At 44.9% G+C, this 14306-nt stretch carries 16 protein-coding genes and 1 pseudogene; all 17 read right to left on the bottom strand.

Annotation, left to right across the window (positions count from 1 at the left end):
• Positions 1–652 precede the first annotated feature (652 nt).
• Positions 653–1888, bottom strand: a pseudogene (locus MCJ35_RS01425) (VirD4-like conjugal transfer protein, CD1115 family); the annotation flags it as partial.
• Positions 1888–3102: a PcfB family protein gene (locus tag MCJ35_RS01420; protein WP_006567797.1), complete on the bottom strand. Its 1215-nt coding sequence runs from the start codon at positions 3100–3102 to the stop codon at positions 1888–1890. The gene MCJ35_RS01420 and the pseudogene MCJ35_RS01425, both read right to left, overlap by 1 nt.
• On the bottom strand, positions 3099–3491 hold the full coding sequence (locus MCJ35_RS01415) for a hypothetical protein (RefSeq protein ID WP_240299329.1): 393 nt from the start codon (positions 3489–3491) through the stop codon (positions 3099–3101). The genes MCJ35_RS01420 and MCJ35_RS01415 overlap by 4 nt, the downstream gene beginning before the upstream one ends.
• A gap of 49 nt (positions 3492–3540) precedes the next feature.
• On the bottom strand, positions 3541–4512 hold the full coding sequence (locus MCJ35_RS01410; protein ID WP_008724737.1) for a hypothetical protein: 972 nt from the start codon (positions 4510–4512) through the stop codon (positions 3541–3543).
• A gap of 56 nt (positions 4513–4568) precedes the next feature.
• Entirely contained in the window at positions 4569–4976 is a 408-nt protein-coding gene (locus MCJ35_RS01405) for a hypothetical protein (RefSeq protein WP_006567800.1), read from the bottom strand.
• Between the two features lie 29 nt (positions 4977–5005).
• Positions 5006–5572 carry a hypothetical protein gene (locus MCJ35_RS01400; protein WP_006567801.1) on the bottom strand — a complete coding sequence of 189 codons (567 nt, stop codon included), beginning with the start codon at positions 5570–5572 and terminating at the stop codon, positions 5006–5008.
• Positions 5562–6992: a relaxase/mobilization nuclease domain-containing protein gene (locus MCJ35_RS01395; protein WP_165641029.1), complete on the bottom strand. Its 1431-nt coding sequence runs from the start codon at positions 6990–6992 to the stop codon at positions 5562–5564. The genes MCJ35_RS01400 and MCJ35_RS01395 overlap by 11 nt, the downstream gene beginning before the upstream one ends.
• A gap of 26 nt (positions 6993–7018) precedes the next feature.
• Positions 7019–7342: a plasmid mobilization protein gene (locus tag MCJ35_RS01390; protein WP_006567803.1), complete on the bottom strand. Its 324-nt coding sequence runs from the start codon at positions 7340–7342 to the stop codon at positions 7019–7021.
• A 112-nt stretch (positions 7343–7454) separates the two neighbouring features.
• Positions 7455–7895 (bottom strand): hypothetical protein, encoded by a 441-nt coding sequence (locus tag MCJ35_RS01385; protein WP_008724729.1) that lies wholly within the window; start codon positions 7893–7895, stop codon positions 7455–7457.
• A 30-nt stretch (positions 7896–7925) separates the two neighbouring features.
• Positions 7926–8342, bottom strand: coding sequence for a hypothetical protein (locus MCJ35_RS01380; protein WP_006567805.1), 417 nt, complete (start codon positions 8340–8342; stop codon positions 7926–7928).
• Between the two features lie 23 nt (positions 8343–8365).
• Positions 8366–9280, bottom strand: a complete 915-nt coding sequence (locus MCJ35_RS01375) for a hypothetical protein (RefSeq protein ID WP_006567806.1) — start codon at positions 9278–9280, stop codon at positions 8366–8368.
• Between the two features lie 23 nt (positions 9281–9303).
• Positions 9304–10128 carry a hypothetical protein gene (locus MCJ35_RS01370; protein ID WP_006567807.1) on the bottom strand — a complete coding sequence of 275 codons (825 nt, stop codon included), beginning with the start codon at positions 10126–10128 and terminating at the stop codon, positions 9304–9306.
• 92 nt (positions 10129–10220) lie between these two features.
• Complete coding sequence (locus MCJ35_RS01365; protein WP_006567808.1) at positions 10221–11273, bottom strand: hypothetical protein; 1053 nt, start codon at positions 11271–11273, stop codon at positions 10221–10223.
• Positions 11274–11298: 25 nt separating this feature from the next.
• Entirely contained in the window at positions 11299–11523 is a 225-nt protein-coding gene (locus tag MCJ35_RS01360) for a DUF5049 domain-containing protein (RefSeq protein WP_006567809.1), read from the bottom strand.
• Between the two features lie 663 nt (positions 11524–12186).
• Positions 12187–13668, bottom strand: coding sequence for a recombinase family protein (locus MCJ35_RS01355; protein WP_025483343.1), 1482 nt, complete (start codon positions 13666–13668; stop codon positions 12187–12189).
• Between the two features lie 84 nt (positions 13669–13752).
• Positions 13753–13929: a hypothetical protein gene (locus MCJ35_RS01350; protein WP_015563782.1), complete on the bottom strand. Its 177-nt coding sequence runs from the start codon at positions 13927–13929 to the stop codon at positions 13753–13755.
• A 103-nt stretch (positions 13930–14032) separates the two neighbouring features.
• Entirely contained in the window at positions 14033–14233 is a 201-nt protein-coding gene (locus tag MCJ35_RS01345; protein ID WP_015563781.1) for a hypothetical protein, read from the bottom strand.
• Positions 14234–14306: the final 73 nt, after the last annotated feature.

Raw genomic sequence — 14306 nt, 5'->3', positions numbered from 1 at the left:
ATCACGGTTTCCCTGGTACTGTGCCTCTACTCTCACAACCACTAATGCACTTATTATAGAAGTTTTTCTCCCCCTTCCTTTTCGCTGCAACTACGATACTTTGTCGCTGATACAGTCAGCTCCCGTATTGGCTGCTTTCCACGTTCCACATAACTTAGGATTGCTACCACTTAGGCCGCTCCTTTAGCCCTGCAAGCATTATCTTCAAGGAAAATCCTCAAGATACCTATGCCCTATAAGCACAGAAGGCATTTCATACTAACAAATTTTACTTTGCCCCGCCTGCGTACCCCTGGTACACCTGCATTTCTACAGGCTATTTGTTTAGAGCCGTACATTCGGAACTTTGTCAGACCTCCTTTGGGTCATTCTAGCCATATGGCAGCCCCACCCGCACTGTCACACACAACTCATACCTCTATGAATCTTTCCTCGCCTTTCAGCGTTAGGGTGTGCTTCGCACGACTTTCCCGCGCTTATAACCCCAGCCACTGTATCTGGCTGACGCTACTCGGAGTATCAGTGAATCCCCTTCCGGGCGTTACCCCATCATTTGAGATTTCAGTTATGCAGTTCTCCAAAGCCATTCATGGCTTCAGGCTGCGGTTTTGTCGGTTATTTCTACCGTTTTGGACGCAGAACGTGTCACACCATTAGCAAACTCATCAAGCATAAAGGTCACATGGATTGGTAATCTTCCTTCGTAAATAAAGTCAGCCTGGAAGTACAGTTCCTGGAATATCTGGCTGTAAAGCAGCCCTACAATGCTGTTGTTCGATTTATCGGAATCCGGAATCACACAAAAAAGAGCTGTTTTTGTCTTTCCGTCACCATTTCTTCCCACCCCTATCTCCGGGATATTGATATCATCATGGTCCAGGATACGGAGGATTTGTGGATTTTCCAAAAAAGCCAGTCTGGAATTTGCACTGATTACAATACTCCGGACCGTATCAGCCGCTCCTCTGATTACTTTATAATACTGTTTGACTGCTGGATGATTGCTTCCCTTTTTACGCTCCAGGCGCTTAATCCTGCGGTCTAAGTCCGATGGCGAGCCATCATCACGTACCTCTGCTTCTCCCAGTAATTTCAGTACCGTGGAAAAGTTCTGTTCACTTTTGGGGCATTCCAGCCAAACATAGTAGAACAGCGCCTGCAGGTATAGCGACTCTGCTTTCTCCCAGAAGGGATCGCTGCTCTGGGAGTTTTTCGGGGTTGTATTGGCAATCAGGTTTGTAATTAATTTTACGACATCTGATTCCTTCCGGATATACATAAATGGATTATAGCAGTCAGACTCTTCCATGTTCAGCAGATTCAGGACTTTGACAACATAACCGTGTTTCTGTAAGAATCCCCCGCAGGCTTTTAAAATTTCCCCTTTCGGATCAGTGATTATATAAGAAGAACGGTTAAGCTGTAATAAATTAGGCTTACAAAAGAAGAAACTCTTTCCCGCTCCACTTCCCCCGATGACCAAAGTATTCAAGTTCAGCTTCGTTTTACGCGAATCCATCCTCATACGGACATTTTGGCTTAGTATGCGGTTCTCTGTCTCGTCCTTCTCGGCTAACACCTGATTCACCTGTTTGATATCTGCAAATTTGGCTGTACCATATTCTTTTCCCGGCATATAGTTTTTCCTGCTGGTCAGATACATGGCAATCGCAATCATATATACGAATTCTGCAAGTAATATCCCCTTAAAAGTTGTATCATTAAAGTAATTTCCAAATGGGCGGGCCATAACCATGTTAAGACGCTCCATAAAGGTATTGATATCAATCCCCTGTTCCCAGATGCCATTAAGAAGATACCCGCCATATGCCGCCAGCACACCACCAAGTACAATCAGCCAGACAGAAGTTTTTTTCTTATTTTCCATTACCTTCCTCCCCGCTTTTTCAGTTGGCCTGCCATCTGCAGTTTCCGGTTTTCTTCTTTTTTCTTGTGCAGCATGTCTCTGGTTTCCTTTAAGACCGGATCATAACTCTGGCTGTATAGCTCTTCACCGGTGCGTTTTCCAATCACCTGCCCCTCGTTATTCACCACACTGTATTCCTTATCCTTCTGAAGATTTGTAAATATGGTCCTCTTCTCCTCACTGATATGGGATATGGAATTTTTATCTATCCACAGGTACTCATTCTTTTTGAACGGAATCCGTGTGAGAATTCTCTTTTCAGTCTCTTCCACCGCAAGGCTCCTGGCAATAAAAATCTGATGGATATTTGGATCGTCTCTGACAGCTTCCTTTGCATGCTGCAGTACCTTCCTCTGGCGGCTATTCATCTCAGACATCTGCTTCTGTGCAGCCTCTGCCTTATGCGGCTGCTCCATCCCCCGCACAATAGGCTCCATGTCCTCCGCATGCTGCCATTTTCCCTGTTTCTCATACGCAGCAAACTCCTGTTTGTCCATTTTAAAGGCCATGCTGCCATCGTCATTGATCTCCAGGATTCCCAGGCTTTCCATATATTTCAGTACAGGCTCTACTTCCGCCCATGGCATATCTATGGCATTACTGATTTCCCCAACACCCGCCCCTGGTGTCTGTGCCAGATATGTCCCAACTGCCTTAAATCCCCATGGAGAGATGGACTGTTCTTTAGGGGCGCTCTGCTTGTTTGGGTCCGACATATCCTTCTTGTCTATCCCGTAAGTCTCTTTCAGTTCCTTCTCCTCCCCGTTATCCAGATAATCCTGGATTGATTCAATCTTGCTCCCCTCGATGTCCCCCATGATTTGATTCACTCTAGGTGTGGCATCAGAATGAAAAAGGATTTCACTTTTACCATCCGCTTTATTGATATCTGGAAGGAGTGCATAGCGGATTTTATATTTATCAGCCAGCTTTTTCACCTTATTAATATCAGTCGTATCAAAACGGAAAACCTGCAAATCGCCTCCTGTTTTAAGAAGGTCTTTTACGGTTGTCCTTCCGGATAAACGTTCCATCTCCACCAACCTGCCGATGAATTTTCCAATATCCTTAGCCGTATGAAGCCCGCCTCCGACAATTTTCATGAATATCTCAATTCCCTCAAATGACACCCGCAGGATTTGGGTAGCTTCCTGTATTTCTCCTATAGAACTCACCTCCTAACTGCTTCATTCTCTTTTTTCTTTTCATCTTCGCGTTTCCGCAGCTCCTCCAGCATCCGGTCCAGTTCATAGTCCACATTCTTATCCTGCAGGATTTTCACAAGTAACTGATTTGCTATTTCCTGATTGATATTTGCCACTTCTAACTGTATGATATACTCTTTGATTCTCTCCTGCAGTTCGCTCCCGCCCCGGATGGCATACTGCTCTATAATCCCAGCCTCCAGGTTCCCCTGGGATTTTTCCTTTTCCCTGACCGCAGCGATATGAATGACCGCATCATGCACACAGTCTAAGTCCTGCTGATGGAACGCATAACCTAAAAGTATCCTTTTATCCTCCTGGGTAAATACAAAGTCCTGCTTTTCCATTAAATCCATCATTTGGTAGCACTCCCGGACCATTCTGATATTTAATGACACCACACCAGCCTCACGCATCTGTATGTCTCCTTTCCCGTACCAGCAGCATAATCTCACGCATTTTCCGCATTTTATCAGCAGTCAATTCCTTTTTGATAATCCGCTTTACTTCATCATCGGCCAATCCTGAATCAAAGGCAGACCTGACTTCTTCAAGTTGTTCTGACGATAATCCTTCCGCAGCGATTTTATCCAGAATATCCGATGTCTTCTGCGGGAACAGCTTCTCAAGGATAGTTTTTTTTGTCTGCGGCGGCTGCGGTCTCCAATAAGATGGAGGAACGGTAGGTGCAGTTACCTTCTCTGTCTTTCCCTCAACCACTTCGGCATTTGACCGTGTTCTTGCCGCTGTAAGTTCCTCCTCCAGCTTCTTTATCTGTGTTTCCTGCACCGCAGCTTCTTCCTGCAGTTTTTTGATCAAACTGTCTTTATCTTTTAGGTTCTCATATAAATCCTTAATCTCCTGGTTTTTCTCGTCCAGGACGTGTTCTTTCACCAGTGTTGAGAGCACCTCAAACTTCTCGTTATTCTCTTTAAACTGCTGCAGAGATGTCTCCATCATTTTTATCAGGTTTTCTGTATACTCCTTAAACGCCGCGCCTTCTGCGGAATTACCAGCATTCTTTTTGGCCTCAATCAATTGTGTCCTCATTTTTTTCATCCGGCTCGCCGGCAGATCCGGTGTCGCATAGGACATGATTTCTTCCTTCGTAAGCCCAGAGACGGAACCAGAAACAATTTCCGGTATCTGGTACTGGTCAAATGTGCCCTGACAGCACAAATCAACCAGTTCCCCGTCTACATCTTCAAGCATTGCAAAAACGGTCTGACGCATCTGCTCCGCATTAAGCTTTGGGATTGCAACCCGCCGCACGTCTTTAATGCCCAGCCCGTATTGGAAAGCCATCTGTATTACTTCAATCTGGTCCGCCCCCAGCTTTTTACGGCACTCTTCTAAATATTTCTGTTCTTCTATTGTCATATCTGCCTCCTGCAATAAAAAAAGACAATCCAATCGGCTGCCTCTCGATTCATTTCTTATCTTACTTTTGGGGAATTTGCTTTATTTTTCTGTTTTTCCGCCTTACCTTCCTGCCAATCCTGGGATACTGGTTCAAACTCGCTTTTTCCATGTTCCTCAAGCCATCCCCTAATATCGTCAATCGGTGTTACAATAATTTTTTTCATGAAATCATTCGCAGCTATGGCCTGATATCCTGCACCCTGGTTCAAGATAATCATTTTTTCTGCATATTCCGAAATCTTACTATACTGGGTGTGGCTTTCCAGCAATTTGATTTTTTCACGAAAAGACGCAATGAATAGCTTATATGGCATGGATAGGCATGTAATGCCTCGCTCCTCTGCAAATTTTAGTGCGTCTGTATAACTTTTTTGTTCTGATTCAGTCACTTTCCCATCATTGTCGAAAAATTGATACTTCAAATTATTCCTCCTATATATCAAGCAATCCCCTACCGTACCTTTCCTGATCGGGCCGGAACCTTATCCGTTATATTCTCTAAAGAAGAAATAAGAGCCATAATTTTTTCACTGTGAACTTTTTCCAAAACAGTCTCTAAATAGTCTATGATGTCCTGGCGCTTTTCCCGGTCTCCAATATCCCTGTAGATACGTCTTACCGGATCGGACTGGTTGTCCCCGGCTCTCATGTATCCTGCATCAAGATAATGGATAAAGTCTGTTTCCTTCATCACTTCGTTCAGTTCCCATGCCACTTCCGCCATTTCTTCCTTCTTATCTGCTTTCCTGACAGCTCCGACCTCATCTAATTTATCTGCCAGACTCACGCCCTGCTTTCTGTCCTGGTCTGGTAAGAGCGAAGAACGGTACATCAAAAAGCAGGTTAGATGGTCCCTCAATCTATGATTGTCTAAGACCGCTCTAATCCCAGGTATTTTCCCCCCTGCTGGTACTAAATCACGGAAGCTCTCAATATATGCGTCTCCCAGCTTACATTCCAAAAGATATTTTTTTATTTCAGAAGCCAGTTTTTCCAGTTTATCCTGCTCATAGATCACGACTTTCTCCTCCTCTTTCCCTGCTTTTCTGCTTGTCTCTGCTCTGCATTCTCTCCTTTTGCTCCTGCATGATTTTCTTCCCTATCCTCTGCTGTCGTCTTACCTCCGCAAGAACCTCATTGAGCCGGCGATTTTTCTCCTGGAAATTCAGGTACAACCGCTCTGCTGATTCAAACGTGTACCCCATATCCAACAACTGCGTTTTTAGCTGCTCTGCCTGCAGGTATTCTCCCTTAAATTCCTGATACCCCTCCTCATATAAAGAAACCTCAACCTTCAGTTCCTGGAGCTTTTCCCAAAGCTCAAATATCTCTGTATTGGCTTCACGGTTCTCTTTTTGGTTCTTTTTCTCCTGCCTAAGCGATTTTGCCTGTTCAGCCAATGCTTTCCTGATATTTTCCAAGTCCTTGTCTGTATGTATCTGATAAGCCGAAATGAAATTATATTTCTCCTGTATCTCATGAAGTTTCCGGATATCTTCTTTATATTTCCAAGCATCGGAATAAGGCTGTTTTTTTAGGACGCCCAGCCGGTATAACTTTGTAAAATACATCTTCTGGTATCCAGTCAATGGGGACTTTCTTCTGGGAATATAACCAGTCACTTTTTTGACTCTGGGCGGCAGTTCCAATACTGGCTCCGGCAGTTCCTTTTCTCTTGCAGATATGGGGATACTTAGCCGTTCCCGTAATTTTTCTTCTGTGTAATCGCCGCCCAGGGTATCCAGCCTGCGTCCCTTATCCATACCTGGCGGCTTTAACAGAATATGCGCTCCCTGTTTTATCTCATATCCCCGTTCCTCCACTCCAATAAGGAACTCATCCCAGTTTTCCGCCTCGGCCGCCACCTGGTCGATGTCACGGCGGATCATATCATTCCAACTAAATTTACCATCTTTACCCTGGTCCCAGATGCGTTCCTTTTTTTTCTTTCTGTTCTGACGTACTTTATCCATGTCCAGCGTTGCCATATGGTACTCTTCACAGATTTTGTTGACAAGCGGCTGTATGATTTTGTCCCAATCACCATTTCGGTAATCATATTTCTTCCCTTCTCCAATACAGCGGACACTATTAAATGCAATATGGCCGTGGATATGATCGGTATCATCATGAAGCGCATAGACTGCCTCAAACTCTTTTCCAAGGTACTCCTCTACAAATTTCCCTATAATCTTCATGGCAACATCTTTATCAACGGTATCTGCCGCCTCTTCAAATGAGATAATGATATGGTATCCCTGGCGTCCCCCCATCTTATCGTACCTTCGCTTAGTGTTCAGCATTTGTTTCAGTGCAGTCTCCGGCAGACAGTTATGGCCTGAAACATACAACCCATTTTCAGTTTTGCTGTCCTTCGTAATATAATTAATCGTATTTGCGAGATGCTTTGCCTGAAATCCCGATTTTGCACATCCCATATGCAGAATTTTACTGATAGCCATACTTAATTACCCGCTATGTCCAAATGGCTGACTACCTGCATGACTGCCTCCTTGATCTGCTTCATATAAACATACAGACGTTTTTTATCGGATTCATGGTATAAGCCGCTGTTGTTGTTTTTGACAATTTGGTTGATGTTTATCCCGATATGGTTTATCTCATTCGTGAGATTCTGTAATGCTTCCAGAAGTTCCGGATAATCTCTGGGGCGGTTGGTTATCAGCATCCTCAGATACTGCGAATCGGATAGCCCTCTCTCTTTTGCCTTCCTGTTCAGCTCCTCCAATTCCTCGCATGACAGCCGAATTTCTTTCCGGCAGTTCATCTTTTTTACGCTTCTCAGTCTCTACTCACATCCTTTCATCGAATAAACAGCAAAAGAAAAGGAAGGAACCACAGCAATCAGCTATATTCCTTCCCTCTTGATACTTTACTTATCATCTTACTGATCTCCGCCCAGCCGTGATATCCACGGGAGGCAGGATTTCCTGTATCTTTCCACGCAGCTCCTTTTGATAATAGGTCCTCTGGAAAGCGGCATTTAGTATTTTCTCGTCCGCTTTCAATCCTTCCAGGGTTTTATGAAGAATTTGCCATTCAGAGTGTCTGCTTAACTTAAAATAGTCCCTGGTATCAGATATCATCTTGTAGTTCTGCTCACACGCAGCATCAATCACCTGGTCAATATCCGTCTCCAAAGAATCACCAGATTCCATGTCCACCTTATACAATTGTCCGTGGCCGTCTGTTTCTAATGTATAGCCACTTTTAGTTGTATACCCCACTACCTGTTCAGCCTCCGCGCGGGTAAGTGGAAAAAGTATATCAAACTCGTCAAGATATTCCATTAATTTTCCAGATGTTTCAATTCGTCCCAAATCATCCCCTTCTTTCCATAATTCATTCTATCAGCGGGAATTTTTCTTCGCCGGTGTCGCTTTTTGATTTACCTGTTTCCATAAGGAGGTCTGTTCATATATATCGTCTAACAGCCTCTCATCTTTTTTTAGCTGTTTTATCCTGTCTATGATTTCCCTCTCTTCACTGCTTCCAGCTTTCTCTTCCAGTCTCTGTCTGGAATCTAAGATGAATTCATTGTTCCATTCACAGGCAAGGAATGTAACCTCGTCCATGGTGATTTCTTCTATTTGTTCTCCCTCTAAATCCACCCAATAGAGCTGCCCTTTTTCATCTACGTGTAGCCCATAGGCACTTCCCTCCATATAGTCCAACAGAACCTGGGCATGTTCCTCATTCAGTGAAAATGGTATAGAAAAGTCATCGAGATAGGCCAGCAGTTCCGTGGCCGTATTCAATTGTTTCAAATAATGCCTCCTTGCCCGGTATCCTACCGGCTATGTCCTGATAGCGGCTTCTTATCCTTGTTTTCATACTTTTTTAATACCGCCAGAATCTCACTTATTTTTTTACGGGCCGTCTCCGGAAGTTCCCCCATCTCAGCATTTCGCAGAAACTGCGCTTCGGTCTTCCTTCCATATAATGTTGCCAGCCTGCCGTATGTCTCTTTTGCCAGGTCAACTTCGGTATCTCCAGACTGCAGCTTTTCCGCCCAAACCTCCGGCATATGATCCCGGACTAAAATACAGATATCGCAGGCAGCCTGTTGTAAATCCGTGCGCTTTAAAATAGGTTCCTTTTGATCAATAGACCATATACCATTCAGCATGTCCTGCGCCAATCTCAAATCACGCTCATCTGTTCCATTTAGGATTGTATCCACAACCTTCTGTAGCTGCTGGTACTCCTCATCCATTCCCTGTAAAGGAATACTCTTATTTTTATCCAGTCTCTCCATAATGTCGCACACCTCCAAGCCAACAGCTTTTTGTATGGATTCCTTTGTGATGTTATTTTCCCTGCAATATTCCAGATAAGTTTCCAGTCCCCCTAAATATGTAATTTCCTCCAATGGGGTGTCAGCCAGTTCCTCCCATGTATCATAATGGCCCTCTATTGTCATGGCTGCTATCGTACAATCATCAAATTCCAAGTCATAGAACAGGTCATCATCTGTACTGCACATTCCAATCCGGTAAATATCAGGCTGGTCTTCCTTAGCGTACACATTGAAAAATAACCTGGCTTCATCGGTACTCGCAACTGCTGCATATTGGTATGGGCTGCCCTTCACCCTGTCCTTGTTCAAGATATACAGCAGGGTGTATTCTCCAAAGTGGTTTCGTTTCAGATACTCCTTACTGTCATAGATCAATCTCTCAGTTTCTGTCTGTTTTGCTTCCATATTCCACCTCACCTATTTCTTTATCAACGGCTGTTGTGTCTGCTCTCCAGGTGCGGTTTATAAGCAGAGTCCTGTTTTTCCAGTTCTGCCATCTTAAATAAATCTAATACCTCCCACCCAGTAGCAGCCTTAATAGCCGCTGCTGAAATGTTGTTTTCTTTACAGTATTCCAGGTAATCCGCTACCCCCATTTTATGGGGGATTGCTCCAATGCCCCACCTGCTCAGTTCCTCCCAGGCGTCCAAATGGCCGTCCATTGTCATTGCAGCAATTTTGTACCCTTCCTCCAGCAGCCCAAACAGATATTTATCTGTATATGCGTATCCAATATTAAATTCAACAGTCTTATGCGCAGAAGGAGAAAAACTAACAGCCCTGTCCTGCCCATATTCTGCCAATCCCTGATAGGTGTCCTCTCCGTGCGCCTCCATTTTTAAAATATGATAGATAATGGCTCCCTGGTACTTTTGCGAATCCAAAAACTCTTTGTTTTCACAAAGCACTTTGAGTACATCCATCTGGGGGTTTTGTATCTTTGGGGGCAGACTATTTAATTCCGTCAGGACTCTTGCAATCTGTATTTCCAGCCCATATTCTGGCTGCTTGCGTTTCAGATAGTCAAGCCAGAACTGCATAAATTCCTGTTTCTTCTCTGGATTATTTATTTCCCTGCACATTCTTTCCACCGCATGTGCCTCTGATTCTCCGGGTAAGCGCGCTGCATTCCATTCCCCACCCCCAACAGCGTTCAGCATATTGCAGATATCCCTGGATAAATCCTTCCCCATTCCCAGTTCTCTCACCTCATGTATCCCTGATGCTTCAAACTTTTCCGGTTCATATTTCAATGTCCTGTCTCCTCTTTTCTAAATAACCGTTATAGCCATTTTTCTTACCCTGCCCTTTACATGGCGGTTTACCTGCCATTTCAGTTTTTTCACTATCGAGTCCTTTTTCTGTCTGCCTGGCTCACATGATTCATATAATCCTGCTTCTGTAATTTTACCTCATCAAGCAGATCTCCTACACTCCATCCGATAGACGCTGTAATAGACGCCGCTGTGATATTTCTTTCTTTACAGTAAATAAGGTAATCCTCAAATCCCTCTCTATGGGGCAACGCGTCGAGGCCCTCCCTGTCAAGTTCGTCCCAGACATTAAAGTGGCCATCCATCGTAATCGCCGCTATTTTATAGCCTTCTTCCATCGGTTTAAACAGATCCTCATGAACCGATGTATCACCTATATAAATTTCAGTAACTTCTTCCTTAGAAATAGAAAAATAGACTGCCATTTCCTGCTCATATTCAGCAACTCCCTTGTAACTGACGGCCCCATCCTGTTCTTTTTTTAGGATATAGTAAATACTGGCATCATGATACTTTTGAGAATCTAAAAATTTTTTATTTTCTACGAGTACCTTAATTCTCTCCATAAATGGAGTTTCCATGTGCGTAAATCCTTTGTTTAGTCTTGTTAAAACTTCCGCAGCCTGTATTTCCAGTTCATATTTGGGCCTCATACGTTCCAAATAGTCAATCCAGAATTGCATGAACTCACGCCGCTTCTCCGGATTCTTTATCTCCTGATAGGTACGTCTCACTACGTCCGACTCCGATTCTCCTGGTAAACGCATCGCTTCCCATTGCCAGTAATCAACAGATTTTGTCATTCTGCATATATCCCAGGCCAGATTTTTCAAAAAGTCCGACTCTCTATTTTTGTCAGGATATCCATATTCCCATAGTTCTCCGATCAAGCCTTCTGTCTGCCTTGTAACCTCAATGCTTTTTGCACGGCTGACCTTATATAAGTAATCAATAAGCAGCTTCCTGGCATCCGCAAACCGGAGCGTATCCAGAACATTTTCGGTTTGGTTGTAAGGATACGGCTTATAGAAAAATGGGGTAAAAATGTCTCCCAATGGTCCTCTCTTCATGAATTCGTCCACGTAATCTTTTAATCGTTCAAATTCCTCTGGTTCATACCTCAATACTCTGTCTCCTTTACATTCTGTATTATCTATTTTTCTGTCTGTCCTGTTTGGGAATGTCCTCCTTTTTCTGATGCTCTTGTTCGGAAGTTTTCCCCCATATAATAAAATGGCAATATTCGCTTTTATGGTTCTGCAAATATTCCGCCAGTTCGAGAAATCCCATTTTTAGTGCAATTTTCGTAACTGCAGTCACGTCAAACATATTGGTTTCACCAGTATCCCTGACCACCAATATCTGCTCTTTCACAATAGGTTCTATTACAGTTCCAGCTCCTTCCCTTTTCTTTTTGCCCTCTTTACTTCTGAAAATCTAAGGGGCCGGTCCGGACTGGCTTTGCCAGTCCTCTGCAAGATACGGATTTTGCCGTACAAAATCCATCTTGTTAGGGGAGATCCCCTAATACCCCCATATCAGCCTCAAAAAGCTGATATCATTCACAATTTTTTGCTATCAATTCCGCGGATATTACGCGAAAATCTGATAGCAGAAAAGGGAAACTGACAGCAGTTTCCCCTCAAATCACATACTGCCTGCTATCAGCTTCATATATCTGATAGCAGGCAGTATGGAGTATGATATCATCAAAGGCTTTGTGATATCACATTCCAAGGTTATCTGCTATCAGTCAATTAAACCTGATAGCAGAATTCCACTTTTGTTTTTGATACTAGGTTGCCGCATTTGATAGCATCCCTTGACCTGCTGTTTAAAATAGTTCTGTTTTTCCCAATCCATTCTGCATTGATGTTCTTTATATTAAGATTTTATATCTCTGTCATTGACGGTTCCCATAAAATCGTTCCAGTGCTTTCTCGAAGGCACCTATCCCGGAAAAAAAGCTTCCTATCTTTACATCTTCAAACAGGTAAACTATTTTTTACAAAGGCATAATGCCAAGTGAAACAGGCTTTAGATTTTCCAGTGGATTGTAACGCTCTCACTGGTTGCATCAATGTGGGATATGAGAATATCAACCACCTTGCGCTTATCGTCAAAACTCACGGACTCCCAATCGTTGAGGTAATTCGTGATACAGTCAATTTGCGTGTCCGAAACGGAATTAGCGGTGAGATCGGCCACCAGCTTTAACTGCTTTTGCCGTTCTGCGTCCAGCTCCTCGATCCTATTGTTTGCGTATTGCAGGAGCAGCGGGTTTGCCCCGGACAAAGTGTCCAGAAGTTTCTCAATCTCGCTTTCCGTCTTTGCCAGGGCAACACGGGCGGCGGTCAGTTTGGGGTTATAGCCCGGTTCCTTGCCGCCTTTCAGCGTGTGATACTTCCGCATTTTCTCCACCATCTCGCCATACACAAAGGACTCCATGCTTTGCGCCGTCAGCGTACCGGCACCCTCGCAGCTCCCGTTATCGGCCCGCTGCTTGCACCGCAGGTAAGTAACGCCGTTTTGGGCTCTCAAGCCCACCAGAGCATAGCCGCAGCGTCCGCACTTGATTTTCCCGGCCAGCCAGGTATTGTGGCATTTGCGGCCATTCTGGAATGAGGTGTTTTGTGACAGCTTACGCTGGACGGTCAGCCAAAGGCTGGAGGGGATGCGCCCCTGGTGGGGAGCGATTACAAGGATTTGTTCTTCACCCTCCCGGCCCTGGTAGAGATAGCAGCTATTGTCCCCCGTGAACATTTCCGGGGGGCTTTCGATTTTTACGCCCTGGGCTTTGAAGTATTCGTAGATGTCCATATCGGCCTGGACATAGACCGGGTTTCTCAGCAGTTTCGAGATAAAGGCCCGTTGCAGGGCTTTTCCATAGACATCAATGGAGTTTTTGACAAAGTACCGGGTTATATCGCCGTAGGAGCTGCTCGGCTCCGCATACATCTGGTACATCAGCTCGGCAAAATCCATTTCCGCATTTTCCACCAGCTTCTTTGTCTTGATCCCGTCCATGACGATGGGCTCAGTATCAAAACCGTATGGCGTCCGGCCCCGCATATAGTAGCCTTTGGTACACCGGGAATAAAAAGCGTCCTGCACGCGCATTTGGATGCTTTCCCGTTCCAGCTGGGCAAACACGATACAGATATTGAGCATCGCCCTGCCCATTGGGGTAGAGGTATCAAATTTTTCCGTACAGGACACAAACTCCACATTGTACTGCTTGAACAGCTCCATGAGCTTTGCAAAGTCCACAATGGAGCGGCTGATCCGATCCAGCTTGTAGACGATCACCCGCTTGATGAGCCCCAGCTTGATGTCCTGCAAAAGCCGCTGGAAGTCCGGGCGTTCAATATTCTTGCCGGAGTAACCTTTATCCTTGTACTCCCGGCCCTCACCGCCTTTCAATTCGTAACGGCAAAATTCAAACTGACTTTCAATGCTGATACTGTCCTTTTTGTCAATCGACTGCCGCCCATAAATCGCGTCAATTCTGTTATCCATAATTAGCTCCCTTTCCATAAATGGGAGCCAACCTACAACTATATTATACCTCTAATGCCCCCATGCAACAAGGATGACTCCGGCCTACCCCCTCTGTCCGGCGTACTTTACAAACACATCAAACAGCCGCCGCTCGACCTCACGGCTTCGCTTATCCCGCTCCTGCGGCGGGTAAATGGGGGTAACATTCTTGACGGTGATCGTCCGATCCCCAAGAACGGCAGTTTTGATCTCGCTTTCGTATTTGACCTGTGCCTGCATAAAATACCTCCCTCTTAAAACGGTATGGATAAAGGAAACGGCCAGCACCCGCATAGGGCGCTGGCCGCTTGACGGTGTGACCTCTGGACACTTTGTCCAGAAGTCAATAGGGGCTCCGCTCGTAGTAAGCCGCAGCCTCCTCCGGGGTGGTGTAGTCAAAAACCTCGTGGAGCTCCAGCATGACCTGTTCAATGTCGGCGGGCTTGAAGCCGCACCGCTCCATCGCAGAGATCACATAGCCCCGGCAGGCCCCCTCGCTCCACGGCTGGGAAAGCAGGGCCGCCAATTCTGGATCGTAGTTCATAGAGCGTTCCCCTTTTTCATAAAGATATAGGGGAGCGCCGCGCTCATTTTCTTGCCCCGTCATAAGACAGCAT

The sequence above is a fragment of the Enterocloster sp. OA13 genome (genome assembly GCF_022440595.1).
In the GTDB taxonomy this organism is placed as follows: Bacteria; Bacillota; Clostridia; order Lachnospirales; family Lachnospiraceae; genus Enterocloster; species Enterocloster hominis.
This window is presented reverse-complemented; position numbering and strand designations above follow the sequence as displayed.

Excerpts from the sequence above, each read along its gene's own strand:
- MCJ35_RS01395 (WP_165641029.1), bottom strand. The coding sequence starts at position 6,992 with ATGGGATGTGCAAAATCGGGATTTCAGGCAAAGCATCTCGCAAATACG.
- MCJ35_RS01410 (WP_008724737.1), bottom strand. The coding sequence starts at position 4,512 with ATGACAATAGAAGAACAGAAATATTTAGAAGAGTGCCGTAAAAAGCTG.
- MCJ35_RS01375 (WP_006567806.1), bottom strand. The coding sequence starts at position 9,280 with ATGGAAGCAAAACAGACAGAAACTGAGAGATTGATCTATGACAGTAAG.
- MCJ35_RS01390 (WP_006567803.1), bottom strand. The coding sequence starts at position 7,342 with ATGAACTGCCGGAAAGAAATTCGGCTGTCATGCGAGGAATTGGAGGAG.
- MCJ35_RS01355 (WP_025483343.1), bottom strand. The coding sequence starts at position 13,668 with ATGGATAACAGAATTGACGCGATTTATGGGCGGCAGTCGATTGACAAA.
- MCJ35_RS01415 (WP_240299329.1), bottom strand. The coding sequence starts at position 3,491 with ATGATGGATTTAATGGAAAAGCAGGACTTTGTATTTACCCAGGAGGAT.
- MCJ35_RS01345 (WP_015563781.1), bottom strand. The coding sequence starts at position 14,233 with ATGAACTACGATCCAGAATTGGCGGCCCTGCTTTCCCAGCCGTGGAGC.
- MCJ35_RS01350 (WP_015563782.1), bottom strand. The coding sequence starts at position 13,929 with ATGCAGGCACAGGTCAAATACGAAAGCGAGATCAAAACTGCCGTTCTT.